The following is a 24,671-nucleotide window of genomic DNA, read 5'->3' as shown; positions in this document are numbered from 1 at the left end:
ATGCGGGCGTTGGGCCCGGCGGGGCCCCCGGCCGCTAAATTCCACCCCCCGGGGGCCACGGCTGACGTTGGGGGCGGGCCCTGGGCCGCGGTCCGGCGCCCCGGGGCCCACACGCGCCGGTCAGCGCTCGAAGCGACCGGCCCGAATCGCGCCGATGAACGCTGTCCACCCCGGCGGGCTGACCGCGAGTGTGGGACCGGTCTGGTCCTTGGAGTCGCGGACCCCGACCAGACCATGGACATCGACCAGGTTGTCCGCCACTTCCACGCAGAGCCCCTGGTCGTTTGAACGGCTACTGGTACGCCAGACCGCGCCCGCAAGATCGTGCATCGTCGTTACCTCCGTGTGCGTCGGGATTGCCCCACCGCTGTGGACGGGCATTGGGCCCGGCCCGTGTGGGACCACTTGATCCGCGTGACCAACGGCGCAACGAGGGCTCTTGATCGCACCCGCTGTGCGATCAAGAGTCCCGTGAACGAGACGACTCGAAGACCAGATGGTCAGAGCGCTCCGGAGGGGGCGCAGTAATCCGACTCAGCAGAGGAAAGCCGCTGCTGGGCCGTACCGCGGCGGCGGCTTCAACGGGCCGGACGAACCGTGCCGGACACCTCGCCGAGGGCGATTGTGGTGCCGTCCGGGCCGGGCGCCGTGGCGGTGATGGTCACCGTGTCGCCGTCTTCGAGGAAGGTACGGCTCTCGCCGCCCACGGTGACCGGTTCGGCCCCGCCCCAGGTCAGTTCCAGGAAGGACCCGACCTGTCCCCGTTCCGGGCCGGAGACGGTCCCGGAGGCGTACAGGTCACCGGTGCGCAGCGAAGCCCCGTTGACGGTGAGGTGCGCCAACTGCTGGGCGGGGGTCCAGTACATGGTGGCGAACGGAGGCTCGCTGACCTGGTCGCCGTTCCACTCGACCGACAGGCGCAGGTCCAGGCCCAGGTGCGGCACGTCCCGCAGATAGTCCACCACCGGCGGGTCCTGGTCGGGGGCCGCCACGTTGGCGTTGCCGAGGGCGTCCAGCGGCGTCACCCAGGCCGAGATCGAGGTGGCGAACGACTTGCCGAGGAACGGGCCGAGCGGCTGGTACTCCCAGGCCTGGATGTCCCGGGCCGACCAGTCGTTGACCAGCACCACACCGAAGACGTGCTCGGCGAAGTCGTCGACGGAAACCCGATCGCCCAACGCGCTCGGTACGCCCACCACGAATCCCACCTCGGCCTCGATGTCGAGGCGTACCGATGGGCCGGTGACCGGGCCCTCGGCGGAGGCCCGCTGCCCGGTCGGCCGGGTCACCGGCGTGCCGGAGACGACCACCGTGCCGGCCCGCCCGTGGTAGCCGATCGGCAGGTGCTTCCAGTTGGGCAGCAGCGGCGGCTGGCCGGGGCGGAAGATCTGCCCGACGTTCGACGCGTGGTGCTCCGAGGAGTAGAAGTCGACGTAGTCGGCCACCTCGATGGGGAGCAGCAGCTCCACGTCGTCGAGGGGCACCAGCAGCGGCTCCACCGCGCCCCGGTGCGCCGGGTCGGTCAACAGCTCGGTGATCCGCTGCCGTGCCGCCGTCCACTGCGGACGACCCAGGGCCATGAAGTCATTGAGCACGGGCCGGCACAGCGTGCCGGCGGCCAGCACCAGCTCGGCGGCCTCCGCCGCCGCGAGGTCGAAGACCCAGGACCCGATCCGTACGCCGATCCGCGAAGGACCCCCGTCCTGCCGGAACACCCCGTACGGCAGGTTCGTCACCCCGTACGGCGAACCGTCGGCGCCGGTCACCCAGGTCATGCGTCGTAGCCCCCGTTCACCAGCCCAAGCCGGATCAGATCGGTCAGTGGTTCCAGAATGCTGCACGAGCCGAAGCCCACCCACAGGGGGCGAGGCCCGTCCAGCCGTGCCGTCGTGCGCTCCACCAGGGGGCGCGGGTCGACAACGGTGAGCAGCTCGGCGACCGTGCGCACGCCGTCACCCTCGGCGGCGGCCAGGGTCGCGGCCAGCACGTTGGCGTAGCCGTGGTGGGTGAACCCGGTCTCCGGGTCGAGGTGTCGGATCGCCTGGTGCAGCCCGGCGGTGAGCTTGAACGGCAGGCCCCGGTCCCGGCAGGCGCAGATCACGGTGGCCAGTTCGGTCGGGGTGGGGAAGAGTTCGGCGGCCAGGCCGCCGGTGCGGAACTTGGCCGCGATCGGCACCCCGTCGGCCCGCGCGGCGACGAGCGCGTCCAGGGCGCCCATCAGTCCGAAGGTCAGCGGCAGTTCGGCGTAGACGGTTTCCACGCCCGGCAGCGCGTCGGTCAGCCGCAGCAACTCGGCGATGCCGGGCAGCGGGTCCTCGCCGCGCTTGGCAACCGCCACCTCTACCTGGCGCGCCGTGACGCCGTCGGGGGCGAGGAACGACAGCGCGAACGGCAGGTTCCCGATCCCGGTGTCGCCGATCACGCCGACCACCAGGCCCTCGCCCGGGTCGACGAGACCGGTCAGCTCACCGGCGGCCACGTCCGAGGCGGGGATCAGCAGTGGGCCGACCAGGTCGGCGTACCAGGCGGCGCGGTGTTGGCGGTGGGCGACCAGGGCGTCGTGCAGCGCGGCGCTGCCCGGCGGGAAGACGGCGGCGTCGTCCACCAGGCCGTGGAGGAGTGCTGGCACCTGCGTTGACACGGAACAAGAATGTACGGGACGCTACGAGGAACGGACAACAGCGTCCGATTATCGGACGCCCTCGGCCGGTGAACGGGAAATATCGGGAGGCGAGATGCCGTACTACCGCAGCGTCGGCGAGGTGCCGCGCAAGCGCCACACCCAGTTCCGGCAGCCCGACGGCAGCCTCTACGCCGAGGAGCTGATGGGCCAGGAGGGCTTCTCCTCCGACTCGTCCCTGCTCTACCACCGGCACGCGCCCACCGCGATCCTGGCCGCCGACGAGTTCACCCCGCCCACCTTCACCCGGGCGCCGAACCTACCGCTCAAGCCCCGCCACCTGCGCACCCACAAACTGGACACCGGCGGTTCCGACCCCATCCTCGGCCGGCAGTACCTGCTTGCCAACGACGACGTACGGATCGGTTACGTCCTCGCCGACCGACCCTCACCGCTGTTCCGCGACGCCACCGGCGACCACTGCCTCTACGTCGAGTCGGGCGCCCTGCGGGTCGAGTCCCCGTTCGGCGTGCTGGACGCGGTCGCCGGCGACTACGTCGTCATCCCCACCTCGACCATCCACCGGCTGGTGCCCACCGGCGACCAACCCGTCCGGCTGCTCGCCGTCGAGGCGTCCGGGCACATCGGCCCGCCCAAGCGCTACCTCTCCGTACGCGGCCAGTTCCTGGAGCACTCGCCGTACTGCGAGCGGGACGTCCGCGGCCCCGACGCCCCGCTGCTCGTCGACGGCGAGGAGGTCGAGGTGCTGGTCCGGCACCGGCGCGGCTGGACCCGTTACGTCTACGCCAACCACCCGTTCGACGTGGTCGGCTGGGACGGGCATCTCTACCCGTGGGCGTTCTCCATCCACGACTTCGAGCCGATCACCGGCCGCATCCACCAGCCCCCGCCGGTGCACCAGACCTTCCAGGGGCCCAACTTCGTCATCTGCTCGTTCGTGCCCCGCAAGGTCGACTATCACCCGCAGTCGATCCCGGTGCCGTACAACCACCACAACGTCGACTCCGACGAGATGCTCTTCTACACCGGGGGCAACTACGAGGCACGGCGCGGCTCCGGCATCGAGCAGGGCTCGATCTCCCTGCACCCGTCCGGCTTCACCCACGGCCCCCAGCCGGGTGCCGCCGAGCGATCCATCGGCGCGGACTACTTCGACGAGTTGGCCGTCATGGTCGACACCTTCCGCCCGCTGGATCTCTGCGACGCCGCCAGCTCCTGCGAAGACGAGGGGTACGCCTGGACGTGGGCGCGTTCTGTTTAGTCGCCGTTGGGGGTTTCGCCGGAGCCCGCCCGCTCTGGGCGGTCAGGCTTGATCCCGACGCGGTCGGGCTCCGGCGAAACCCTGAGCCGGTCGAGCTGAACGACGCTTGTGGATCATGCTGGCGGGCGCGGCCCGACGCTTTGGTGGTTAGCGGATGGCGGTTCGGGTGAAGACGGCGAACTCGGCTACCGCTGTGGTGGCGATCGCCAGCACCAGGGGCCACGGGGAGCCGACCATGGCGTACACCAGCAGCAGCAGCGGCGCGGCGGCCACGGCGTAGACGGCCAGGGCCATCGCCCGGTCCGAGTGCAGCAGGGCGGGAAGGACGCTCCGGGTCAGCCCGGGCAGCCGGGCCGCGAGCTGCCACACGATGATCCCGCCGGTGAGCGCGGCGAGCACCGCCAGGACGCGGGAGAAGCCGTCGTTCGCCGACGCCGCGAACGCGACCAGCACCGCCGCCACCAGCGACCATCCCGCGCCGTAGAGGACCAGGCGGTGCAGCCCGTACGCGAGGGTTCGTGGCGAGTCGATCCGCCTCGGGCTGACCGTCACCGCCTCGGCGACGTGCTCCAACGCCTCCGACCAGCGGCGCTGCTCCAGCCGCATGACACCCACGTCGTGGCCGGCCTCGCCGATCCGCGGGTCGAGCCGCAGCGCCTCCCGGTAGGCCCGCTCAGCCAGGTCGAACAGGTCCAGGCGGGCGGCGACCAGGCCGAGCACCAGGTGCGCCTGCGGCTCCTGCGGAGCCAACTCGACACCTCGCCAGGCCGCGTTCAGCGCCGGCTGACCGTTGCGGGCGCCGGCCAGGATCGCCGCCGCGCTCCGCTGGGCGTACGCGTCGGCCGGGCCGAGGGCGAGGACCCGGTCGGCGGTGGCCGCCGACTCGCTGTAGCGCTCCAGGTCGGCCAGGGCCATGCCCCTGGCAACCAGCGGGGGCAGGGCCTCGGGTGCGGCTGCCACGGCCGTGTCGGCGGCGGTGAGCGCCTCGGTCGGGCGGCCGGCGGCCAGGTGCACCCGGGCCAGCATGGTGAGCGCGTCGACGTCATCCGGCTGGAGGGCCAACCCGTAGGCCAGTTCCCCGGCCGCCTCGTCGTAGCGGCCGAGTTCGGCGAGGAGTTGGGCCCGCTGGACGTAGCCGTCGGCGGCGGACTGGTCGGGGGTGGGGTCGCTGGACATCGCGGCGAGCTTAGGCGGCCGACGCGTCGTACACCAGGGCCACCGCGACCCCGGTCAACCCTTCCTCACGGCCGGCGAAGCCGAGCCCGTCGGTGGTCGCCGCCGAGACGGTGACCGGGGCGCCGACCGCGGCGGAGAGCACCTCCTGCGCCTCCTCGCGACGCCGGCCGATCTTGGGACGGTTGCCGATGACCTGCACGGACACGTTGCCGACCTCCAGGCCGGCGGCGCGCACCCGACGGGCCGTCTCGGTCAGCAGAGCCACCCCGGACGCGCCGGCCCACTCCGGCTGGCCCACCCCGAAGGCGGAACCGAGATCACCGAGACCGGCGGCGGAGAGCAGGGCGTTGCAGGCGGCGTGCGCTGCCACGTCGGCGTCGGAGTGCCCGGCGAGGCCGTCCTGATCGGGCCAGAACAGCCCGGCCACCCAGCACGGCCGGCCCGGCTCGAACGCGTGCACGTCGGTGCCGATGGCGACCCGGGGAACGATCATGATCAGAGGGTACGCGTCAACCGGCCGCAACCGAGGCCACCCGGGCCCGGGGCGTGGTGGAAACCGGGATGGTCGGCGACGTCGACGCAGCGCTCTCCGTCCGGGCCGACCGCCCCGCAGAACAGCCGCTCGGCCCGCTGCCAGGCGTCCGCCGGTGACAGGGCCGCCGCACCGAGTGCCACCTCCGAGCGCAGCAGGCTCAGCGCCTCCGCGTACGCCACCGCCAGCTCGCGCGCCTCGGCCGGGCCGGGCGCGGTGAAGCCCAGGTGCACCGTGAAGAACCGGTGCGGACGGGTGGGCCGCCGAGGCGGCCCGATCAGGGACCGCCCGTCGCGGCCTCCGCCCAGTGCCCCGGCCACTCGCCGCTGCCGCCAGTGCGGCGCTCTGTTGTCGCGCATCCGCCCTCCCCGTGCTCGTTTCACCAGCAAACCAGGTTCCGCCGTCCCTGGGAGGGGCCAGCCGAGCGGGGTTCAGCGGCGACGACGGGGGTAAGCGCAGCGGCAAACGCGACCAGCCCCACCTGCGCGTGAGGAGACCCGATGGCGACCATGCCGGCCGACCGCAGCCCGGACAGCACCCTCGCGCTGCTCCGCGCCGGCTACCGGTTCATCGGCGAGCGCTGCGAGCGGTACGGCAGCGACGTCTTCACGACCCGGATCCTGCTCGCCCCGACCATCTGCCTGCGGGGCCGGCCGGCGGCGGAGTTGTTCTACGACAACGACCGCTTCCAGCGCGCCACAGCGATGCCGCTGCGCGTGCAGCGGACCCTGACCGGGAGGGGCGGGGTGCAGGGGCTGGACGGGCCGGAGCACGTCGACCGCAAGGCCATGTTCATGTCGATCATGACGCCAGCGGCGATCCAGCGGCTCGGTCAGCTCTTCGACGACGAGTGGCGGACCCGGGTCGCCGCCTGGGAACGTGCCGGTCCGGTGTCGCTCTACGACGAGCTGGGTCGGCTGCTGACCCGGGTGGTCTGCGCCTGGGCGGGGGTACCGCTGCCCACGTCACAGGTCGAACGCCGCGCCGTCGAGCTGCACGCCATGATCGAGGCCCCGGCGGTGATGGGACCCCGACACTGGCGGGGACGGATCGCCCGGTACCGCGCCGAACGCTGGCTCGCCGATCTCGTCGAACGGACCCGGGTCGGTTTCGCCCCGGCGCCGGCCGGCAGCGCCCTGGCCGTGATCGCCGAATACCGGGACGGGCGCGGCAACCTCCTGCCCCGGCGGATCGCTGCGGTGGAGCTGCTCAATGTGCTGCGCCCGGTGGTCGCCGTCGACCAGTACATGACCTTCGCCGCGCTCGCCCTGCACGAGCATCCGGCCTGGCGGGAACGGGTCCGCGACGACGACGAGTCCACCGAGCGTTTCGTCCAGGAGGTACGCCGTTACTACCCGTTCTTTCCGATGGCGGCGGCCCGGGTCCGGCGGTCCTTCGACTGGCAGGGCCACCACTTCCCGAAGGGTCGACGGGTGCTGCTCGACCTCTACGGCACCAACCACCACCCGACGCTCTGGCCACAACCGGAGCTGTTCCGCCCGGAGCGGTTCGCCGGCCGCCGGGTGGACCCGTACGAGCTGATCCCGCAGGGCGGTGGCGACCACTGGGCCGGGCACCGCTGCGCCGGCGAGTGGATCACCATCGACCTGATGAAGCGGGCGGTCACCAACCTGACCACCACCATGCGCTACGACGTGCCGGTCCAGAACCTGGCCCTGGATCTGCACCGGATGCCCGCGCTGCCGCCCCTCGGGCTGACCCTCACCAACGTCCGCCATTTCTCCCGCACGGACGATGATCGTGCGTGGTCGAGGTGACGACGTGACACGGCGGACCGAAGCCCCACCGACCCGCCTACCGATGACGTACGTACTGCCGCTGCGTTGGCAAACCGACACCGACACCGACACCGGCCTGACCGAGCTGACCGACTACCTGCGCTGGCTGGGTGACCGGGTGGAGGTGCTCGTTGTCGACGGCTCGCCTCCGCCTGTCTTCGCCCGGCACGCCGAGGCGTGGCGAGGGCTGGTCCGGCACCTTCCACCGGATCCGGGTGAGCGTGGGCTCAACGGCAAGGTGCTGGGCGTACACACCGGGGTCCGCGCGGCCGGGCACCAGCACGTGGTGATCGCCGACGACGACGTCCGGTACGACGAGTCCGCGCTGACCGCGGTACACCGGCTGCTGGACCGGGCCGACCTGGTACGCCCGCAGAACTACTTCGACCCGCTGCCCTGGCACGCCTGGTGGGACACCGGCCGCACCCTGCTCAACCGGGCGCTCGGGGCGGACTACCCGGGCACCCTCGCCGTGCGGCGCAGCACCTTCCTCGCCATGGGCGGGTACGACCCGGACGTGCTCTTCGAGAACCTGGAGCTGATCCGCACGGTGCGCGGGTACGGCGGCACCGAGGCGACGCCGGCCTGGCTGTACGTCCGCCGACTACCTCCGGACGCCGCGCATTTCCGTGGTCAACGAGTGCGTCAGGCGTACGACGATCTGGCTCAGCCGGCTCGCCTGCTGACCGCGCTCGCGGTGCTGCCGGCGGTGGCGGTCGCGTCGCGCCGCCCCGGGCTGTTGCTCGGCGCGGTGGCCGGTGTCGTCGCCCTGGCCGAGACGGGTCGCCGCCGCGCCGGCGGCACCCGTGTGTTCCCGCCGGGCACGGCGCTGGCGGCCCCACTCTGGCTGCTGGAACGTGGTGTGTGCGGCTGGCTGGCGGTCACCCGACGCCTCCTGCTGGGCGGCGTCCGCTACGGCGACACCCGAATCCGTCGAGCCGCCAACCCCGCCCCGCGAAACCCACGACTCCCCGCGATCTTGCACTTCCGGTTGGGACATTACCGCCGGTAAACGCATAGAACCCCAGCCGAAACCGCAAGATCGGCGCTGACCTCAACGCGACAGCTCGCGGGCACCGGAGGGTGACCGCGAGCTGTCGTGCTGGTTGGGGGTGTTTCAGGGAGTGGCGTGGTCCTTGACCTGGTGGGCGGCGGACTTCGTGTCGTCCTTGACCGCGTGCACGGCGTCCTGAGCGGTGGACTTCACCGACTCGGCGGCCTGCTGGGCCGGCTCGCGCAGCTCGCTGGCCACCTCGCTCAGCTTCTCCTTCACCGCCCCGCTGTGCTCGCTGACCTTCGCCTTCACCTGGGCGGCGGCCTCCTGCTCGCGGCGGGAAGCCGGGATCAGCGACGAGGCCAGCCAGCCGACCCCGAACGCGATCAGGCCGGCGGCGAGAGGGTTGCCCTGGGACTTCTGCCGGATCACCCGCGGCGCGCTGTGCGCGGCGTCGCTGACAGTGGTCGCCGCCGAGTGCGCGGCGTCGCTGACGCTGGAGGCCGCCGACGAGGCGCGGTCACCCACCGAGTGGGCGGCCTGGCCGGTGCCGTGGCCGAGGTCAGACGCGGTTCCCATGACCTTGTCCCTCACATTCTGCAGAGCGGAACGGGCCCGCTGCTTACGGTCGTCGACGATGCGGCTCGGGCTGACCTTGTACGCCAGCGCGTCCACGTCGGAGCTGAGACTGTTACGGGTGGCTTCGATCTCCCGGCGGATCTGATCGGGATCGGTGCTCATCGGGTGACTCCCTCCGGGTGCGGCTTGAGCGCGTCAGGGATCCGCTGCACGCTGTCGTTCGTCTGCTTGAGCCCGCGTACGTGCTGGGCGTTCTTCTTGGCCTTCGAGTAGAGAACCGCGGCGACCGCTGCCCAGATCACTGCCACGATCAGCGCGGCCAGGCCGGAGTCCATGACGTTGTCCAGGAACTGCCAGATGGCGATGGACACGAACAGGGCCACCATGTAGCCGCCGAAGCCGGCACCGCCGAACAGGCCTGCGGCCTTGCCGGCCTTCTTGCCCTCCTGGCGGATCTCAGCCTTGGCCAGCTCGACCTCCTGACGCATCAGCGTCGACAGGTCGGTGGTGACCTGACGCATCAGGTCGCCCAGCGAGCTGCCCTTCACCTCCGCCGCGGTGTGCGGGGCACCCGCGTCGGGGTGGTAACCGGAGTCCAGTCCGGACCCCTGCGTCGGCATGCTCATGCCGTCGCCTCCCTTCGGATGACTCGGTGGCTCACGGGCGAGGGGTGCCGCTGGACGGCACGCCCGGCAGCGGGTCGGTCTGGGTCACCGGCGGCAGCGGCTGGCCGGTGCCGGAGTGCTCCGGGTGATCGCCCCGAGTGGGCTCGGCGTAGTCACCGGGCGCCGAGTCGGCGTAGGTACCGGGCGTCTGGTCGGCGTAGCCACCGGACGTCGGCGGGGTGTGCGTACCGGGGGTCGGGTCGAGGTAGCCGCCCGACGGGACGGCGTCCGGCACCGCGCGGGGCGCGGGCGGCGGCGTCGGGATCACAGCGGTCTGCTCCGGGTCGTACGCCCCGGCGCCCCGGAAGTTCGAGGAACCGTTGCCGGAGTCGTCGCCGGCAGCCGAGATGCCACGGGTCAGCCGGCCGGCCAGCACACCGAGCACCGCTGCGCCGACCAGGAAGGTGCCCGGGTTACGCCGCGCGTAGTCGCGTACCTCGGTGATCAGGTCGCCGGGCTCACGCTCCTCGAGCCAGCCGGCGACGCCGTGCACCCGGTCGGCGGCTTGGCGGGCGAGCTCGCTCACCGGGCCGGCCTGGCCACCCTGCTCGGCCATCGAGCGCATCTCGTCGGCCAGCGAACGCAACCCGCCGGCAGCCCGGCGCTGCTGCTCACCGGTCTGGCTTGCCAGCTGACTGCGGGCCTCGCCGTACAGGTTGCGGGCCTGCCGGGCCGCCTCACGGCCGACCTCGGTGCCCTGCTCCTTGGCGGTCTGGGCGACCGCGCCACCAGCCTGCGCGGCCTCCGACCCGACCTGGCGCGCCTGGTCGCGGACGCCACCGCCGTTGGTCGACTGCTGCCCGTACGTGGAAGACGTAGGTGAAAGATCGTAAGTCATGATTTCCCTTCCGCTCAGAAAGTCGTCGCGGTTGTGCTGGGGGGATGCGGCCCGTTGCTGCGGCCGCTGACTATTGACCTACCCTCCGTTTCGGCTTCCATACCTCTTCGTGCATTTATCTGCGGGGCCCCCTGGTTGGTCTTCAAAATGGAGGATCGTCGGGCTGCGTCACGTCGCCGCTGCGGACAGTGAGGTTCGCGAGATCGGCAGATCCACGAAGGGGGCAGCGATGGCACGAGACGCACGAGGCGGCCGAACGGCCGGACCCCGACCCCGGGTCCAGCTGGCCGCGCTGGTGGTGGCCGGGGTCTTCCTCCTGATCGGCGTCCTCGGCTTCATCCCCGGCATCACCACCGACTACGGCGAACTGCGGTTCGCCGGGCACCACTCGGACGCCCACCTGCTCGGGCTGTTCCAGGTGTCGATCCTGCACAACGTGGTGCATCTGCTCTTCGGGCTGGTCGGCCTGGTGCTGGCCCGCAGCGTCGCCGGTGCCCGCGTCTTCCTGGCCGCCGGTGGCGCGGTCTACCTCGCTCTCTGGCTGTACGGCCTGGCGATCGAGGCGGTCAACCCGGAGGGCGGCGCGAACATCCTGCCGGTCAATGACGCCGACAACTGGCTGCACCTGGCGCTCGGCTTCGGAATGCTCGCGCTCGGGCTGCTGCTGTCGAACCAGGCCGGCACCGGCGGACGCCTGGACAGCCCCGCCGACCGGCACTGACCTGGGTTTCGGTGCAGCGGGGTTCGGCCGGGCCGAAGCCGGTGACCGTCGAGCACGCCAGCAGCGGCGACGCGGCCGTCAGGCCGCGACCGGCAACCGCTTGGCGAAACAGACGCTGTACGGGTTGCCCACGTACTCGCCGTACACCGGGATCTGCTGGTAGCCACACGCGGAGTAGAGAGCGATCGCGGCCGGCAGGTAGGTGCCCGTCTCCAGGCAGACCACCGACTGCCCCTGCCGGAACGCGCACTCCTCCAGCGCGGCCAGCAACTGACGACCGATCCCCCGCCCCCGGTACGCGGGCCGGACGTACATCCGCTTGACCTCGCCGGTCTCGGCATCGAGTGCCTGGAGCCCGCCGCAGGCGACCGCCCGACCGTTCAGCACCACCGCCAGGTAGCTGACGTCGTCATGGGGGACGAAGACCTGCCCGTCCAACCCGCCATCGGCCTCGCGCAGCTCACGCTGCTGCGCGATGACCATGGCGGCGATCTCCGGATCGGTGGCAGGCCGGGACTCGATCAGCATCACCCCACGCTAGGACGCGTGGATTTCGCGGAGGTTTCCGGAAATCAACCCCACCACGGAGCGCAACGAACTACTCGGCGTCGTCCTCGTCGTCGATGTCATCGTCGATGTCGTCGTCGGAGAGGTCCGCGCCCACCTCGTCCTCCGGCCGCACGCGGCGAGCCTTCCGGGCGGCGAGCCGATCTGCGGCGGAGGCCCGGTTCGACTTCTCCTCCAGGCGGACGTCGGTGCCCCGGTTACCGGGCACGAACTCCACGCCGGCGAAGAGCGTCGGCTGCCAGTCGAACTCGCGCGCGCCGATCCGGACCAGATCACCGGGCTGCGCGCCGGCCTTGGCCAGCTTGTCCTCCACCCCGAGCCGGGCCAGCCGGTCAGCCAGGTAGCCGACCGCCTCGTCGTTGTCGAAGTTGGTCTGCTTGACCCAACGCTCCGGACGCACACCGCGCACAGTGAACGAGCCGTCTGCCTCGGCCGTGATGGTGAAGCCGTCGTCGTCCACGGCGATCGGGCGGATGACGATCCGGGTCGGCTCGGCCGGCGGAGCGGCCTTACGCTCCGCGTCGACCAGCTCGGCCATCGCGTAGGTCAACTCCTTGAGCCCTTCCCGGGTGGCCGCGGAGACCTCGAACACCTGGTAACCGCGCTCCTCCAGGTCGGGGCGCACGATCTCGGCGAGGTCGCGACCGTCCGGCACGTCGACCTTGTTCACGGCGACCAGACGTGGGCGGTCAGCCAGACCGCCGTACTGGCTCAGCTCCGCCTCGATGGCGTCGATGTCGGCCACCGGGTCGCGGCCGGGCTCCAGGGTCGCCGAGTCGATGACGTGCACCAGCACCGCGCAGCGCTCGATGTGCCGCAGGAACTCCAGGCCCAGACCCTTACCGGTGGCCGCGCCGGGGATCAGGCCCGGCACGTCCGCGACGGTGAAGGTGTGGTTGTCCATCCGGACCACGCCGAGGTTGGGCACCAGGGTGGTGAACGGGTAGTCGGCGATCTTCGGCTTCGCGGCGGAGATCACCGAGATCAGCGACGACTTGCCGGCGGACGGGAAGCCCACCAGGCCCACATCGGCGACGCTCTTCAGCTCCAGCACGATGTCCAGTTGGTCGCCGGGCTCCCCCAGCTCGGCGAAGCCGGGCGCCTTGCGCTTGGCGTTGGCCAGCGAGGCGTTGCCCCGCCCGCCGCGCCCACCACGGGCGACCTCGAAGGTGGTGCCGGCGCCGACCATGTCGGCCAGCACCGTACCGTCGGAGGTCTGCACCACTGTGCCGTTGGGCACCTTGAGCACCAGGTTGCGGCCGTTGGCCCCGTCCCGGTTCGAGCCAGCGCCGCCCTTGCCGTTGTCGGCCTTGACGTGCGGGTGGAAGTGGAAGTCGAGCAGCGTGGTCACCTGCGGGTCGACCACCAGGGACACGCTGCCCCCGTGCCCACCGTTGCCGCCGTCCGGTCCACCGAAGGGCTTGAACTTCTCGCGGTGGATCGAGACACAACCGTGCCCGCCATCGCCGGCCTGCAGATGCAGAACGACCCGGTCAACGAACGTTGCCACGGCGTCAATCCTTCCAGCGAGGTCCAACCTCGCACTTCGCGAAAAAGGCTAAGCGGGCCGGGACCCGGAGGTCCGCGGCCCGCTTAAGCCCGAGAACTACTGCTGCGGAACGATGCTGACGGTCTTGCGACCGCGCTTGGTGCCGAACAGGACCGCACCGGCGGACAGCGCGAACAGCGTGTCGTCGCCGCCACGGCCGACCAGGTCACCGGGGTGGAACTTGGTGCCACGCTGCCGGATGATGATCTCACCGGCGCTGACGACCTGACCACCGAAGCGCTTCACGCCGAGTCGCTGGGCCGCGGAGTCACGACCGTTACGCGAGCTGGACGCACCCTTTTTGTGAGCCATTGGAGGACGACCTACTTCCCGCTGGAGATGCCGGTCACCTTGACCTGGGTCAACGGCTGACGGTGACCCTGGCGCTTGTGGTAGCCAGTCTTGTTCTTGAACTTGTGGATCCGGATCTTCGGGCCCTTGGTGTGCGCGGCGATTTCGCCGGACACCGCGACCTCGGCAAGCTTCGCCGCGTCGGTCACCAGGTCGTCACCGTCGACGAGGAGCACCGCGGTGAGCTTCACCGCGTCACCGGGGGCACCGGTGAGCTTCTCGACCTCGATCACGTCGCCCTCGGCGACCTTGTACTGCTTGCCGCCGGTCTTGACGATCGCGTACATCGGAGGCGGACTCCCTGTCGTTGAGGCTGCTGGCGGTCGTTCCCGCAGCGGCTCGCCGGGTAGCAGTGCACGGCGGCGCGGGCACACGGGAACTCGGCACACCAAAGGTGGGCCGCAGGCAAGAGTACGCCATCGCTGGCCCGGACCCCAAACCGGCCCGCCCTGGTCAGCGCTCGCAGAGCTGGTCGAGGCGCTGCTGGAGCCGGTCGAGTTCGGTCTCGTCGATCGACTCGACGTCGGCCCCGAGCGCGGAAACCTCGGCGCCGAGGTCGGTGAGCAGCGTCTTGAGCTGCGGATCGTCGGTCCGCTCCGACTGCTCCCGCAGGACGGTCCGCCAGCCCGCCAGCGCCCCCTCGGCCCGGCTCCGGGCGGCCTCGGCGGTGCGGCTGTCCCCGGCGCCCACCGCCGCGAGCATCCGACCCAGCTCACCCACGTACGTCCGAACGGCAGTGGTGCTGGCCTCCTGTGCGGCGGCGCACACCTGGGTGGCGTCGCCGCCCGCCACACCACCGCTGGCCGGCATGCCGGTCGGGCCCCCAGGGGTGCCAGCGACCGCCGAGCCGGCGTCCTCGGCGGTCCCACCGGTGGAGCAGCCGGCCGCGACGGAGAGCATGGTGAGCAGCGCGGTGACCGCGAGCAGACGGCGCATCTTCTTCTCCTGACCGGGGACAGCCGACCGAGGACCGGGTGGCCACAACGGCGAGGTCCCTCCCCCGTCACTTTGCCGGGAGAGGGACCTCGTCAAACACGTGGCCGGTCAGGCGCTCAGGGGCGGGTCCGCCGACGGGCGCCACCGCGACGCGACCGGCGACGGCCGCCACCGCCCTCGGTGCTTTCCTCGTCGCCCTCAGCGTCGGCGAGCGCGTCCGGGTCGTCCGCCGCGGCCAACCGAGCCGACTCACCCTGCTGAGCGTCGGAGATCGCCGGTGCGGCGGCGGTGTCCGACTCGTAGCGGGACAGGTCGTAGCCCATGGTGTCCTGGTAGGCGGCGTCCGGCTCGGCAGTGGTGTCGGTGTCGACGACCTCGACAGCGGTCCGCTCGGCCGCGGCCGGGGCGTTCTTGCGCGCCCGGCGACGGGACGAGGGGGCACCCTGCTCGGCCGCCGGGGCGGGAGCCACCGCTGAGGCGACCGCCTTGACCTTCTCCCCCGCACCGGCGGGACGCGGCTTCTCCGGCACCGGCTCGGTGTGGATGATGACGCCCCGGCCCTTGCAGCACTCGCAGGTCTCGCTGAACGCCTCCAGCAGGCCCGCGCCGATCCGCTTACGAGTCATCTGCACCAGGCCGAGCGACGTGATCTCGGTGACCTGGTGCTTGGTGCGGTCCCGGCCCAGGCACTCAGTGAGTCGGCGCAGCACCAGCTCACGGTTTGACTCCAGCACCATGTCGATGAAGTCGATCACCACGATGCCGCCGATGTCCCGCAGCCGGAGCTGACGGACGATCTCCTCCGCCGCCTCCAGGTTGTTACGGGTGACGGTCTCCTCCAGGTTGCCCCCGGAGCCGGTGTACTTGCCGGTGTTGACGTCGACGACAGTCATCGCCTCGGTACGGTCGATCACCAGCGAGCCGCCGGAGGGCAGAAAGACCTTGCGGTCCAGGCCCTTGATGATCTGCTCGTCGATCCGGTACTCGGCGAAGACGTCGCTCGTGCCGACGTGCCGGCGCACCCGGTCGACCAGGTCCGGGGAGACGTGCGACAGGTACGACTCGACCATGTCGTACGACTGCTCGCCCTCGATCACCAGCTCGCGGAAGTCTTCGTTGAACAGGTCCCGGACCACCCGGATGACCAGGTCGGGCTCCCCGTAGAGCAGCACCGGAGCGCCACCCTCGGCAGCCTTGGCCTGGATGTCCTCCCACTGCGCCTGGAGCCGCTTGACGTCGCGGGCCAACTCGTCCTCGGTGGCGCCCTCGGCGGCCGTCCGGACGATCACGCCCGCGCCGTCCGGGACCAGCTTCTTGAGCACGTCCCGCAGTCGCTTGCGCTCGTTGTCCGGCAGCTTGCGGCTGATCCCGGAGGCGTTGCCGTTGGGCACGTAGACCAGGTGCCGGCCCGAGAGCGCGATGTGGCTGGTCAGCCGTGCGCCCTTGTGCCCGATCGGGTCCTTGGTGACCTGGACCAGCACCGAGTCGCCGGAGCGCAGCGCCTGCTCGATCGAGCGGGCCCGCCCCTCCAACCCGGAGGTGTCCCAGTTGACCTCGCCGGCGTACAGCACGGCGTTACGGCCCCGACCGACGTCGACGAACGCGGCCTCCATGCTCGGCAGCACGTTCTGCACCTTGCCGAGGTACACGTTGCCGGCCATCGTCCCGGAGGAATTGCGGGTGACGTAGTGCTCGACCAGCACGCCGTCCTCCAGGACGGCGATCTGGGTGCGGTCACCGCGCTGGCGGACCGCCATCACCCGGTCGACGGCCTCGCGGCGCGCCAGGAACTCCGACTCGCTGAGGATCGGCGGTCGGGTACGGCGCTGCTCCCGACCGTCCCGGCGGCGCTGGCGCTTGGCCTCCAGCCGGGTCGAGCCGGACACACCCTGCACCTCGTCGACGGTCCGACGCGGCTCGCGGATCTTCACCACGGTCGGCACGCCGTCGTCCGCCGCACCCTCGGTGTCGCCGGCGCCACGACGGCGGCGGCGACGACGACGACGGGTCAGACCGTCCCCGCCCTCGGACTCCTCGTCCTCGTCGCCCTCGGCTTCGACCTCGGCGGTCTCTTCCTCGTCGGCCTGCGCCGCCTCCTCGGACTCCTCGTCCTCGGCGTCGTCGGCGCCGCCCTTGCCCCGGCCACGGCCCCGGCGACCACGTCGGCGGCGGCGGCGCGCGGCGGCGCTGTCCTCGTCATCCTCATCCGCCTCGGCGGCCTCGTCGGCCTCCTCGGTCGGCTCCTCTTCGGCCTCGACGGCCTCGATCGGCTCCACCGGCTCGGCCTCACGGCGACCACGCCGACGGCGGCGGGACGGCTCGGCGGCTTCTTCGACGGCCGGCTCCTCGGTCGCCGCGGCGGGCTCCACCGGGCGGGTCACCGGCACGGCGTCCGGCTGGGGTGCCATGAACAGCACTGTGGGCGCGGACAGCGCAGCGCGCCGACGACGGGTACGCGGCTGCTCCGGCTCGATCTCGGCCGGCTCGGTCGGCTCATCCGTCACACCGGAGACGGCCACACCCGGTGGCACCTCGCCGGAGCGGTCCTGCGCACCGCTGCTCCAGGCCAGCTCGGCAGCGGACGTGCTCGGGAGGGCCGGGGAGTCGTTCAACTCGGCCTCGGCCTCGCGCAGGTCGGACTCCGCCGGTTCCTCGGTGACGTCCGGCTCCTCGACGACCGGCTCCTCGATCGCGGGCGGCTCGTCGGCCGCGGCCGGCTGCTCGGCGGCGGGCGGCTCCTCGACGGCCGCCGGCGTGGCCTTCTTGCGCCGGGTACGGGTCACCTTGACCGGCGGCACCACCTCGGCCGAGGCCGCCTCTGCAGCGGCGGCGACCAGCGGCTCCTCGGCTGTCGTCTCGACGGGGGTGGCCTTGCGGCGACGCCGGGGGGTCTTCGGTGCGACGTCCAGGTCGCCGGAGATCGGGGCGAAGACCTCCGCCTGCGGCGACTCGACGTTGCCGGCGCCACCGGTGGGCGCCTCGATCGGGGCGTCGGTCTGCTCCGGCTGGTTGAGCGGGGCGGCCCGACGACGGGTCGTCCGGGTGCGCCGCACCGGCGCGGCGGGTTCGGCGGCCTCAGCGGAAGCGCTCTCCGCCGGTTCCACCGAGGCCGAACCGACAGCCGTGGTGGGGGTCTCGACGGCGCCGCCGTCGGCCGTGGTGCTGTGGTCGGCGCTTGCACCGGCCGGCTGTGAACCGGCCCGTTCGCCGCCCTCGGGCTCGTTCTCGAGCATGGACGTTCTCCAGTTCTGGCTAGCCCGGGCGCGGGTGAGCGCTGCCACGCAGGGTCGCCGCAAAAGTGTTTCCGCCGGGCGCGCGTGGTGCGCGACCGCCGAAGTCTGCCTGCCAGAACACCGACCGTCGGTCAGTGCCCAACGATGGCTGCCCCGTCGCGGTCCGCATCCAACGGATCCACGATCGCACCCTGCGCGGTCAACGTGCCCTGAGCCAGCCGTGTCACCCTCGGCGAAACCGGCGGCTCCAGGTCGGCCACCACGCGGAGGCCGGAAAGGACGTCATCGGGCCGTACGGACGGGGTGACCTGCCGCACGACCAGTTCGAGTATCGCACACGGTACGGCCGGCGCCCCGGAAGGCGTCGGCGTCGGCAGTTGGACATCGATCGACATCACGGCGGCTCGGGCGTCGAAAGTACGTCGACCCTGCTTGGTCATCCGCTCGACCAGCACCTCGTCGGCCGCGACGAAGGCGTCCACGGCGTCGCGCAGCACCGCCGTGTCGACCTCAGGCAACTCGATGTGCCAGTGCGACGCCTCGATCCGGTCCGGCAGGTTGCCCCCTTCGGCGATCACGGCGTCCAGGACGTCCAGCCCCGGCGAGAGCGCGGCGTCCAACGCGGCGCGCAACGCCTCCGGGTCGACAGCCGCCTGAAGGGCGATTTCCAGGTACTCCGCCTCGCTCGCCACCCCGGTCGGGGCGGCGCTGGCGTAGGAGATCTTCGGGTGCGGGTGGAAACCCTGGGAGAAGGCGACCGGCACAGCCGCCCGCCGTAGCGCGCGCTCGAACGCCCGGGCGAAGTCCCGGTGCGAGGTGAATCGCAGCGGCCCGCGCTTGGCGTACCGGATGCGGACGCGCTGGACGACCGGTGCCTGGCCGCCCTCGGGTTGAGGCTTCTTGGCGATCGTGGGCTCCTCGGGTGTACCTGCGTGTCCGCCCATCCTGGCGCAGGGCTCGTGACGGTACGCAGCCGGGGCGGCCGAAACCGCAGTGACGGACGGGCACAAACCGGTCGCGACGGCCGTGACCCCCCGCCGGGAAAGTCGGTGGCCGGCCGGCGACCGCGGAGGTCACCGGCCGGCCATCATTGATCGGGACCGGTTACCGCTCCGACGGCGGCGCGGGCGGCGACCCGCCCGGAGGCGGACCGTAGCCGGAGGGCGGGGGCGGGGTGTAGCCCGGCGGTGGGGCGTAGCCGGAAGGCGGCGCGTACCCGGCAGGAGGGGCGTAACCGGGTGGGGGCGGGTAGCCCGGCGGTGGGGCGTAACCCGCGTCAGGTGGGGGGTACGCGCCCTGGGCCACCCGGTCGAGCACCTCGTCCGGGATGTCGGCGGCCCGGGCCGCCTCCCGCCGGTACCGACGACGGTTCCAGATGAGGAAGACCACCAGACCCAGCAGCAACACCAGCACCACGGCGATGCCGATGCCGACCACCATGACCTGCTGGTCGGTGGGGCCACCGCGATCGCCGTGCTGGGTGACGTCGAACTCCTCGTCCGCACCCTCGGCACGGCCCGGGCCCGGGTCGGTCGCCGCGACGGCCGGGTCGAGCAGCGGATTGGCGGTGACCGGTGGCACGTTCGCGGTCAGCGCCCGCGTCGGGTCGATCACCCCGAAGCCGTACTGCGGGTCCCGCCCGGACGCACCGGCGTCCCGCGCGGTCCGGATGATCCGGTTGATCACGTTGGGAGCGCTGAGGTCCGGATATTTCGACCGGATCAAGGCGGCGAGACCGGAGACGATCGCGCTCGAGTCGGAGGTCCCGTCGCCCCAGCCGTAGCCCCCCTCGTTGGCGACGTTGTAGATCCCGTCGCCCGGAGCGGCGACCACCGCCTCCGGCCCCTGGACCGAACCGGACCAGAACGCGCCGCCCCTGGTCGTCCCGGTCACCGCGATGACACCGGGGGTGTTGGCGGGCTTGCCCACTGTGGTGCGGCCCTGGGCGGTGTTACCCGCGGAGGCGACCAGGACGACGTCACGGTCCAACGCGTACTGGATTGCGCTCTGCTGCACGGGATTGGCGAAGCCGGGGCTACCAATGGATACGTTGATCACTTTGGCCCCGCCGTCGACGGCCATCCTGATGCCCCGGGCAATCTCGGCGTCGGTGTAGACCCCGTCCTCCTTGCGCATCTTGATGGGCAGGATCTTCGCGCCGGGGGCGATGCCGTCCACCCCGTCGCCGCTGGGTTTCGCCGCGATGATGCCGGCCATGTGCGTGCCGTGCCCGACCTCGTCGGCCCGGCCGTCTCCGGAGGCGCCGTAGCTGCGTCCACCGGGAAGCACCTGACCTCGCAGGTCCGGGTGGCTGGCCTCGACGCCAGTGTCGACCACGGCCACGACCACGCCCCGCCCGGTCGAGATCTTGTGCACCCGGTCGATCCGGAGCTCGTCCAGATACCACTGCTCGGCCCGCCGGGGTGCGGCTGCCGCCGGCTGAGCGGCCCCCACCACCAGGAACCCCGCCAGCAGACAGGCGACTACCGGCCGGAGGCGTCCGACGTTCACCCTCATCCGTCCATCCTCATCGAAGGACACCCGGGGACGCCCCGTCACCAGGACCCCACGGATCGTCATCCTCAGTCAACCACGACGAGTGCTCGGAGCCGGTGCTGCCACCCTGGCCGGCACCACCCGCGCCGCCCATCATTCCGCCGCCCATCATTCCGGCACCGCCGACGCCGGCACCGCGCGCGCCGCCCGCCATCCCGGCGCCGCCGGCGGCCTGGGCGGTGCGCAACGCGTTCGCCGCGCTCGTCATCGGCGGCAGTTTTCCGTTGCCGCCACCCACCATGCCGGGGATGCCGCCCACGCCGATCCCGGCACCGCCGCCCAGGCCACCGCCGGCACCGCCGCCGATCCCGCCGGCCGAGCCGACGCCGGCACCGCCGCCGAAACCACCGCCGGCGCCACCGAGACCGGCGCTGCCGACCCCGCCGCCGCCGATGCCGCCGCCCAGGCCGCCGACCCCGCCCGGGGTGGCGCCGGCCAGCCCGCTGCTGTAGCCAGCGTCGCCGTCCGCGTAGCCCGGCAAGCCGGAGCCCGTCGACGGGGGTGTGAACTGACCCGTGCCGCCGGTGGGCGAGCCCTCGCCAAGCCCACCGGGCTTGGTCGGAGAGAACGGGTCGACGGTGGACGTCGGACCGCCCGTGTCACCGATGCCCGGCGGCCTGCTGCCGATCGTGGGGCCGCCACCACCGATGTCGGGCTTCCCGCCGAATTCGCCACCACCGATGTCGGGCCGCCCCGAGGGCGGGACCCGGGGGTCGCGACGAAAATCGTCCTCTATGGCCCCTTTTTCCGGGCTGTTGACGGTGAGCTTGGGGCGCTCCGTATAGACGGCCTGGGGCAGCGGTGCCATCGCCGTGTTCGCCGCGTTCTGATTGTCCCGATACCAGTTGTCCAGGTGGGCTCCGGTGTCCCACCAGCCGCCCCGCTTCTGGTCACCGGCCTGGCCGTCGACCTTCATCGTCGCTTCCAGGTCGTCGGCCTTGTCCCGGAACGCGCCGTCGGCGTACGAGCCGGGGTTGCTCTGGTAGTCCTTGCGCAGCGCGGCGAGGAACCCCGACGAGCTCTCGCCGTCGCGGGCATCGTCGAGCTCGGTGCCGTTGGGCAGGCTCCACTCGTTGAAGCCGAAGTCGTCCATCAGCGGAATCGGGATCGTGGAGACCGACTTGCGGATGTCGCCCTCGATCCGCGTCAACGCGCCACTGACGTTGGTCGCGTCGGTGATGAGATCCTCGATCTGCTTGCCTATCTTGCCCAGGTGCTCGCGGTACGCGTCACCACCGCCGCCCTTCCAACCGGCGAGCATCCCGGGCAGCCCGCCGACGTGCGGGCGCTCCTGGCCGGTCGCGATCGGGCCGACGAACGAGCGACCGACGAGCGCGTCCCGCAGCTGTTGCAGGCCGCTGGAGAGGTTGCTCCAGCCCGCTCCGACCGATCCGACCGTTTCCGGGTCCGCGGAGAGCGTCACCTCACGGACGCACCGCTCCCAGGTTCCTCCAGCCATGACGTCCCCCTCAGGCCGTGTACGGGTAGGTGGGCGCGCCGCTGGCAGTGGGCGGCGGGGCCGCCGACTCCAGCAGCCGCTCGATCTCCTTGCCGTTGGCGCCGTTGCGCGCCTCGGTGTCGCGGAACGCCTTCGCGATCTCCTCGGTGCCTTCCTTGAGCGCGGCGAGCTTCTGGGAGAGGGCGTTGAGGTGCGCTTCCATGTTCACCGTTGACGCCTCCAGGGCCCGCCACTGCATGACGGCGTCCTCGTACGCGCCGAACGGCGTGCCGCCGGGGACGGCCTGGGCGTTGTTACTGTCGCCCTTCATCCGCGTCTTGATGCGTTCCATCTCGTACTTGATGGTGTCGTCGATGTACTGCCGGAGCCGCTCGACGTATGTGGCGGCGGCGTCCAGGTCCTCGACGCTGACGTGCAGATCGCCGATGCTCGGCGGCGGGATGCTACCCATGCGATTCCTCCCCCGTCCCCGACCCGCCGGGTCGGTCCATGTCAGACGCAGCGTATCGAGTCTGACCTAGTCGAGGCAGCCCCAGCCACCAGCACGTGGTACAGATGACGGCCGATCTCGTGGACGGTTCGGCGCGGGCCACCGGACGGGCCGAGCCCGAACAACGCCAACGGGCCCGCGAGACGCGGACCCGTTGGGCGACATGTCGGATGTGGAGGGTGGCGGGTCAGCGCCAGCCGGCGCTACCTCACTGCGGCGCGGTCAGGGGTGCGAGTGCGAGTGACCCGACGGGACCTTCATGCCGTTGCCGCCCAGCGGGGTGAGCGGCAGCAACTTCTTGCCGGTGGGGCCGATCTGGATCTCGGTGTCCATCGACGGGCAGACGCCGCAGTCGAAGCAGGGCGTCCACCGGCAGTCGTCCTGCTCGAACTCGCTGAACGCGTCCTGCCAGTCCTGCCAGAGCCAGTCCTTGTCGAGGCCCGAGTCGAGGTGGTCCCAGGGCAGGACCTCCAGCTCGTCGCGCTGACGGGTGGTGTACCAGTCGAGGTCCACCCCGAACGCGGGCAGCGTCTCGGCCGCAGCCTGCACCCAGCGCTGGTACGAGAAGTGCTCGCTCCACCCGTCGAACCGGCCGCCGTTCTCCCAGACCTTGCGGATGACCGACCCGACCCGGCGGTCACCCCGGGAGAGCAGCCCTTCGATGAGCGACGGCTCGCCATCGTGGTAGCGGTAGCCGATGGCCCGGCCCAGCGAACGGTCCGCGTTGATGGCCTGCTTGAGGATCTTGAGCCGGTGGTCGATGACCTCCGGACGGTCCATCGCGGCCCACTGGAACGGGGTGTGCGGCTTCGGCACGAACCCGCCGATGGAGACCGTGCAGCGGATGTCCTTGGAGCCGGTCGCGGCCCGGCCGGCCCTGATCACCTCGTGGGCCATCTCGGCGATCTCGAGGACGTCCTCGTCGGTCTCGGTGGGCAGGCCGCACATGAAGTAGAGCTTCACCTGCCGCCACCCGTTGGTGTACGCGGTGACGACCGTACGGATCAGGTCTTCCTTCGACACCATCTTGTTGATGACCTTGCGGATCCGCTCCGACCCGCCCTCCGGGGCGAAGGTCAGGCCGGTACGCCGCCCGTTGCGGGACAGCTCCTGCGCGAGGTCGATGTTGAAGGCGTCCACCCGGGTCGAGGGCAGCGACAGCGAGACGTTCGTGCCCTCGTACTGCTGGGCGAGGCCCGAGCACATGTCGCCGATCTCGGAGTGGTCCGCCGAGGAGAGCGACAGCAGGCCGACCTCGGAGAAGCCGGAGAACTCCAGGCCCTCGCGGACCATCTGCGCGACAGTGGTGATCGACCGCTCCCGCACCGGACGGGTGATCATCCCGGCCTGGCAGAACCGGCAACCCCTGGTGCAACCCCGGAAGATCTCCACCGCGTACCGCTCGTGCACCGTCTCGGCCAGCGGCACGAGGGGCTTCTTCGGGTACGGCCAGGCGTCCAGGTCCATCGTCGTGCGCTTGTGCACCCGGAACGGCACGTCCGCCCGGTTCGGTACGACCCGCTGGATCCGGCCGTCCGGCAGGTAGTCGACGTCGTAGAAGCGCGGCACGTAGACGCTCTCGGTGCGGGCCAGCCGCAGCAGCAGCTCGTCGCGGCCGCCCGGCGAGCCCTCGGCCTTCCACTCCCGGACGATCGCGGTGATCTCCAGGACCGCCTCCTCGCCGTCGCCCAGCACCGCGGCGTCGATGAAGTCGGCGATCGGCTCCGGGTTGAACGCGGCGTGCCCGCCGGCCACGATCACCGGGTCGGCGTCGGTGCGGTCGGCGGCCAGCAGCGGGATGCCGGCCAGGTCGATCGCGGTGAGCATGTTCGTGTAACCCAGCTCGGTGGAGAAGGAGATGCCGAACACGTCGAACCCGCGCACCGACCGGTGCGCGTCGACGGTGAACTGCGGCACGCCGTGCGTGCGCATCAGCGTCTCCAGGTCCGGCCAGACCGCGTACGTCCGCTCGGCGAGGGTGTCGGGCAGCTCGTTGAGCACCTCGTAGAGGATCTGCACGCCCTGGTTGGGCAGACCCACCTCGTAGGCGTCGGGATACATCAGCGCCCAACGCACGGTCGCCGCGTCCCAGTCCTTCGTCACCGCACCCAACTCGCCCCCGACGTACTGGATGGGCTTGGAGATCTGGGGCAGCAGCGGCTCGAGCTGGGGCCAGACCGACGGCTCCGAGCCGACGCGCGGCGTCGGACGGGCCGAGCTGGAGTCGTCGCGAGAGTTGGTCGCGGCCGCGTGCGGGCTCGTGGACGGGGCACTCATGATGCCCAAGGGTACGCGTTCGTCCGCCGCCGATCGCGCGCACGCCC

24 protein-coding genes are annotated in these 24,671 nt (G+C 71.6%); 4 read left to right on the top strand and 20 right to left on the bottom strand.

Going from position 1 to position 24,671, the window contains the following annotated elements; genetic code table 11:
- Window positions 1-120: 120 nt before the first annotated feature.
- From AB0B48_RS03740 to AB0B48_RS03730, 3 genes are all read right to left on the bottom strand, one after another.
- Window positions 121-330: a DUF397 domain-containing protein gene (locus AB0B48_RS03740; RefSeq protein WP_130405275.1), complete on the bottom strand. Its 210-nt coding sequence runs from the start codon at window positions 328-330 to the stop codon at window positions 121-123.
- A gap of 248 nt (window positions 331-578) precedes the next feature.
- Complete coding sequence (gene fahA / locus AB0B48_RS03735) at window positions 579-1,775, bottom strand: fumarylacetoacetase (protein ID WP_357195404.1); 1,197 nt, start codon at window positions 1,773-1,775, stop codon at window positions 579-581.
- Window positions 1,772-2,641: a hypothetical protein gene (locus tag AB0B48_RS03730; protein ID WP_355005924.1), complete on the bottom strand. Its 870-nt coding sequence runs from the start codon at window positions 2,639-2,641 to the stop codon at window positions 1,772-1,774. The genes fahA and AB0B48_RS03730 overlap by 4 nt, the downstream gene beginning before the upstream one ends.
- A gap of 94 nt (window positions 2,642-2,735) precedes the next feature.
- Here AB0B48_RS03730 and AB0B48_RS03725 point away from each other — a divergent pair, with 94 nt between their 5' ends.
- Window positions 2,736-3,902: a homogentisate 1,2-dioxygenase domain-containing protein gene (locus AB0B48_RS03725; RefSeq protein ID WP_357195401.1), complete on the top strand. Its 1,167-nt coding sequence runs from the start codon at window positions 2,736-2,738 to the stop codon at window positions 3,900-3,902.
- A gap of 147 nt (window positions 3,903-4,049) precedes the next feature.
- On the opposite strand, the gene AB0B48_RS03720 is transcribed toward AB0B48_RS03725, so the two are convergent.
- From AB0B48_RS03720 to AB0B48_RS03710, 3 genes are read right to left on the bottom strand one after another with little or no spacing between them, the layout of a single operon-like run.
- Window positions 4,050-5,078 carry a tetratricopeptide repeat protein gene (locus AB0B48_RS03720; RefSeq protein ID WP_357195398.1) on the bottom strand — a complete coding sequence of 343 codons (1,029 nt, stop codon included), beginning with the start codon at window positions 5,076-5,078 and terminating at the stop codon, window positions 4,050-4,052.
- Between the two features lie 10 nt (window positions 5,079-5,088).
- The gene (gene ispF / locus AB0B48_RS03715; RefSeq protein ID WP_357195412.1) at window positions 5,089-5,574 is read right to left on the bottom strand and encodes a 2-C-methyl-D-erythritol 2,4-cyclodiphosphate synthase; all 486 of its coding nucleotides are present in this window, start codon (window positions 5,572-5,574) and stop codon (window positions 5,089-5,091) included.
- Complete coding sequence (locus AB0B48_RS03710) at window positions 5,574-5,969, bottom strand: hypothetical protein (RefSeq protein WP_357195395.1); 396 nt, start codon at window positions 5,967-5,969, stop codon at window positions 5,574-5,576. Before AB0B48_RS03710 ends, ispF begins: the two co-directional genes overlap by 1 nt.
- A 141-nt stretch (window positions 5,970-6,110) precedes the next feature.
- Here AB0B48_RS03710 and AB0B48_RS03705 point away from each other — a divergent pair, with 141 nt between their 5' ends.
- Entirely contained in the window at window positions 6,111-7,388 is a 1,278-nt protein-coding gene (locus tag AB0B48_RS03705) for a cytochrome P450 (protein ID WP_357195392.1), read from the top strand.
- Window positions 7,389-7,392: 4 nt separating this feature from the next.
- Complete coding sequence (locus AB0B48_RS03700) at window positions 7,393-8,421, top strand: glycosyltransferase (RefSeq protein ID WP_357195389.1); 1,029 nt, start codon at window positions 7,393-7,395, stop codon at window positions 8,419-8,421.
- Between the two features lie 105 nt (window positions 8,422-8,526).
- Here the strand turns inward: AB0B48_RS03700 and AB0B48_RS03695 are convergent, their stop codons facing one another.
- Genes AB0B48_RS03695 through AB0B48_RS03685 form a run of 3 tightly spaced genes read right to left on the bottom strand, consistent with a single transcriptional unit; the run spans window position 8,527 to window position 10,485 of the window.
- Window positions 8,527-9,144: a DUF3618 domain-containing protein gene (locus AB0B48_RS03695; RefSeq protein WP_355009310.1), complete on the bottom strand. Its 618-nt coding sequence runs from the start codon at window positions 9,142-9,144 to the stop codon at window positions 8,527-8,529.
- Entirely contained in the window at window positions 9,141-9,608 is a 468-nt protein-coding gene (locus AB0B48_RS03690; RefSeq protein WP_355009311.1) for a phage holin family protein, read from the bottom strand. Before AB0B48_RS03690 ends, AB0B48_RS03695 begins: the two co-directional genes overlap by 4 nt.
- Window positions 9,609-9,639: 31 nt before the next feature.
- The gene (locus AB0B48_RS03685) at window positions 9,640-10,485 is read right to left on the bottom strand and encodes a hypothetical protein (protein WP_357195384.1); all 846 of its coding nucleotides are present in this window, start codon (window positions 10,483-10,485) and stop codon (window positions 9,640-9,642) included.
- Window positions 10,486-10,714: 229 nt separating this feature from the next.
- On the opposite strand from AB0B48_RS03685, the gene AB0B48_RS03680 reads away from it, so the two are divergent.
- Window positions 10,715-11,206: a DUF4383 domain-containing protein gene (locus tag AB0B48_RS03680; RefSeq protein ID WP_357195381.1), complete on the top strand. Its 492-nt coding sequence runs from the start codon at window positions 10,715-10,717 to the stop codon at window positions 11,204-11,206.
- Window positions 11,207-11,284: 78 nt separating this feature from the next.
- Here AB0B48_RS03680 and AB0B48_RS03675 read toward each other — a convergent pair whose 3' ends face one another.
- The 11 genes from AB0B48_RS03675 to AB0B48_RS03625 form a co-directional block, all read right to left on the bottom strand.
- Complete coding sequence (locus tag AB0B48_RS03675) at window positions 11,285-11,734, bottom strand: GNAT family N-acetyltransferase (RefSeq protein WP_355009314.1); 450 nt, start codon at window positions 11,732-11,734, stop codon at window positions 11,285-11,287.
- Between the two features lie 70 nt (window positions 11,735-11,804).
- On the bottom strand, window positions 11,805-13,283 hold the full coding sequence (obgE, locus tag AB0B48_RS03670) for a GTPase ObgE (RefSeq protein ID WP_357195377.1): 1,479 nt from the start codon (window positions 13,281-13,283) through the stop codon (window positions 11,805-11,807).
- A 96-nt stretch (window positions 13,284-13,379) separates the two neighbouring features.
- Window positions 13,380-13,634, bottom strand: coding sequence for a 50S ribosomal protein L27 (gene rpmA / locus AB0B48_RS03665; protein WP_007464062.1), 255 nt, complete (start codon window positions 13,632-13,634; stop codon window positions 13,380-13,382).
- Between the two features lie 11 nt (window positions 13,635-13,645).
- Window positions 13,646-13,960, bottom strand: coding sequence for a 50S ribosomal protein L21 (gene rplU / locus AB0B48_RS03660; RefSeq protein WP_007464063.1), 315 nt, complete (start codon window positions 13,958-13,960; stop codon window positions 13,646-13,648).
- Between the two features lie 166 nt (window positions 13,961-14,126).
- Complete coding sequence (locus AB0B48_RS03655; RefSeq protein ID WP_357195374.1) at window positions 14,127-14,609, bottom strand: hypothetical protein; 483 nt, start codon at window positions 14,607-14,609, stop codon at window positions 14,127-14,129.
- 116 nt (window positions 14,610-14,725) lie between these two features.
- Window positions 14,726-17,842, bottom strand: coding sequence for an Rne/Rng family ribonuclease (locus tag AB0B48_RS03650; protein WP_357195371.1), 3,117 nt, complete (start codon window positions 17,840-17,842; stop codon window positions 14,726-14,728).
- A 131-nt stretch (window positions 17,843-17,973) separates the two neighbouring features.
- Window positions 17,974-18,786: a TIGR03936 family radical SAM-associated protein gene (locus AB0B48_RS03645; RefSeq protein WP_357195368.1), complete on the bottom strand. Its 813-nt coding sequence runs from the start codon at window positions 18,784-18,786 to the stop codon at window positions 17,974-17,976.
- 160 nt (window positions 18,787-18,946) lie between these two features.
- Window positions 18,947-20,359 carry a type VII secretion-associated serine protease mycosin gene (gene mycP / locus AB0B48_RS03640; protein WP_357195365.1) on the bottom strand — a complete coding sequence of 471 codons (1,413 nt, stop codon included), beginning with the start codon at window positions 20,357-20,359 and terminating at the stop codon, window positions 18,947-18,949.
- Between the two features lie 10 nt (window positions 20,360-20,369).
- On the bottom strand, window positions 20,370-21,857 hold the full coding sequence (locus AB0B48_RS03635; RefSeq protein ID WP_357195363.1) for a hypothetical protein: 1,488 nt from the start codon (window positions 21,855-21,857) through the stop codon (window positions 20,370-20,372).
- A 10-nt stretch (window positions 21,858-21,867) separates the two neighbouring features.
- Window positions 21,868-22,308 carry a hypothetical protein gene (locus AB0B48_RS03630; protein ID WP_357195360.1) on the bottom strand — a complete coding sequence of 147 codons (441 nt, stop codon included), beginning with the start codon at window positions 22,306-22,308 and terminating at the stop codon, window positions 21,868-21,870.
- A 261-nt stretch (window positions 22,309-22,569) separates the two neighbouring features.
- Window positions 22,570-24,624: a TIGR03960 family B12-binding radical SAM protein gene (locus AB0B48_RS03625; RefSeq protein WP_357195358.1), complete on the bottom strand. Its 2,055-nt coding sequence runs from the start codon at window positions 24,622-24,624 to the stop codon at window positions 22,570-22,572.
- Between the last annotated feature and the right edge of the window lie 47 nt (window positions 24,625-24,671).

Origin of the sequence: Micromonospora sp. NPDC049089 (genome assembly GCF_040648775.1) — a bacterium.
Lineage (GTDB): Bacteria > Actinomycetota > Actinomycetes > Mycobacteriales > Micromonosporaceae > Micromonospora.
Note: the sequence above shows the minus strand (reverse complement) of the source record. Positions and strands in the feature narration are given on the sequence as shown.

Coding starts and splice junctions, on each gene's coding strand:
- AB0B48_RS03740 (WP_130405275.1), bottom strand. CDS start 330: ATGCACGATCTTGCGGGCGCGGTCTGGCGTACCAGTAGCCGTTCAAAC.
- fahA (WP_357195404.1), bottom strand. CDS start 1,775: ATGACCTGGGTGACCGGCGCCGACGGTTCGCCGTACGGGGTGACGAAC.
- AB0B48_RS03725 (WP_357195401.1), top strand. CDS start 2,736: ATGCCGTACTACCGCAGCGTCGGCGAGGTGCCGCGCAAGCGCCACACC.
- AB0B48_RS03720 (WP_357195398.1), bottom strand. CDS start 5,078: ATGTCCAGCGACCCCACCCCCGACCAGTCCGCCGCCGACGGCTACGTC.
- AB0B48_RS03710 (WP_357195395.1), bottom strand. CDS start 5,969: ATGCGCGACAACAGAGCGCCGCACTGGCGGCAGCGGCGAGTGGCCGGG.
- AB0B48_RS03705 (WP_357195392.1), top strand. CDS start 6,111: ATGGCGACCATGCCGGCCGACCGCAGCCCGGACAGCACCCTCGCGCTG.
- AB0B48_RS03695 (WP_355009310.1), bottom strand. CDS start 9,144: ATGAGCACCGATCCCGATCAGATCCGCCGGGAGATCGAAGCCACCCGT.
- AB0B48_RS03690 (WP_355009311.1), bottom strand. CDS start 9,608: ATGAGCATGCCGACGCAGGGGTCCGGACTGGACTCCGGTTACCACCCC.
- AB0B48_RS03685 (WP_357195384.1), bottom strand. CDS start 10,485: ATGACTTACGATCTTTCACCTACGTCTTCCACGTACGGGCAGCAGTCG.
- AB0B48_RS03680 (WP_357195381.1), top strand. CDS start 10,715: ATGGCACGAGACGCACGAGGCGGCCGAACGGCCGGACCCCGACCCCGG.
- AB0B48_RS03675 (WP_355009314.1), bottom strand. CDS start 11,734: ATGCTGATCGAGTCCCGGCCTGCCACCGATCCGGAGATCGCCGCCATG.
- rpmA (WP_007464062.1), bottom strand. CDS start 13,634: ATGGCTCACAAAAAGGGTGCGTCCAGCTCGCGTAACGGTCGTGACTCC.
- rplU (WP_007464063.1), bottom strand. CDS start 13,960: ATGTACGCGATCGTCAAGACCGGCGGCAAGCAGTACAAGGTCGCCGAG.
- AB0B48_RS03655 (WP_357195374.1), bottom strand. CDS start 14,609: ATGCGCCGTCTGCTCGCGGTCACCGCGCTGCTCACCATGCTCTCCGTC.
- AB0B48_RS03650 (WP_357195371.1), bottom strand. CDS start 17,842: ATGCTCGAGAACGAGCCCGAGGGCGGCGAACGGGCCGGTTCACAGCCG.
- AB0B48_RS03645 (WP_357195368.1), bottom strand. CDS start 18,786: ATGGGCGGACACGCAGGTACACCCGAGGAGCCCACGATCGCCAAGAAG.
- mycP (WP_357195365.1), bottom strand. CDS start 20,359: ATGAGGGTGAACGTCGGACGCCTCCGGCCGGTAGTCGCCTGTCTGCTG.
- AB0B48_RS03635 (WP_357195363.1), bottom strand. CDS start 21,857: ATGGCTGGAGGAACCTGGGAGCGGTGCGTCCGTGAGGTGACGCTCTCC.
- AB0B48_RS03630 (WP_357195360.1), bottom strand. CDS start 22,308: ATGGGTAGCATCCCGCCGCCGAGCATCGGCGATCTGCACGTCAGCGTC.
- AB0B48_RS03625 (WP_357195358.1), bottom strand. CDS start 24,624: ATGAGTGCCCCGTCCACGAGCCCGCACGCGGCCGCGACCAACTCTCGC.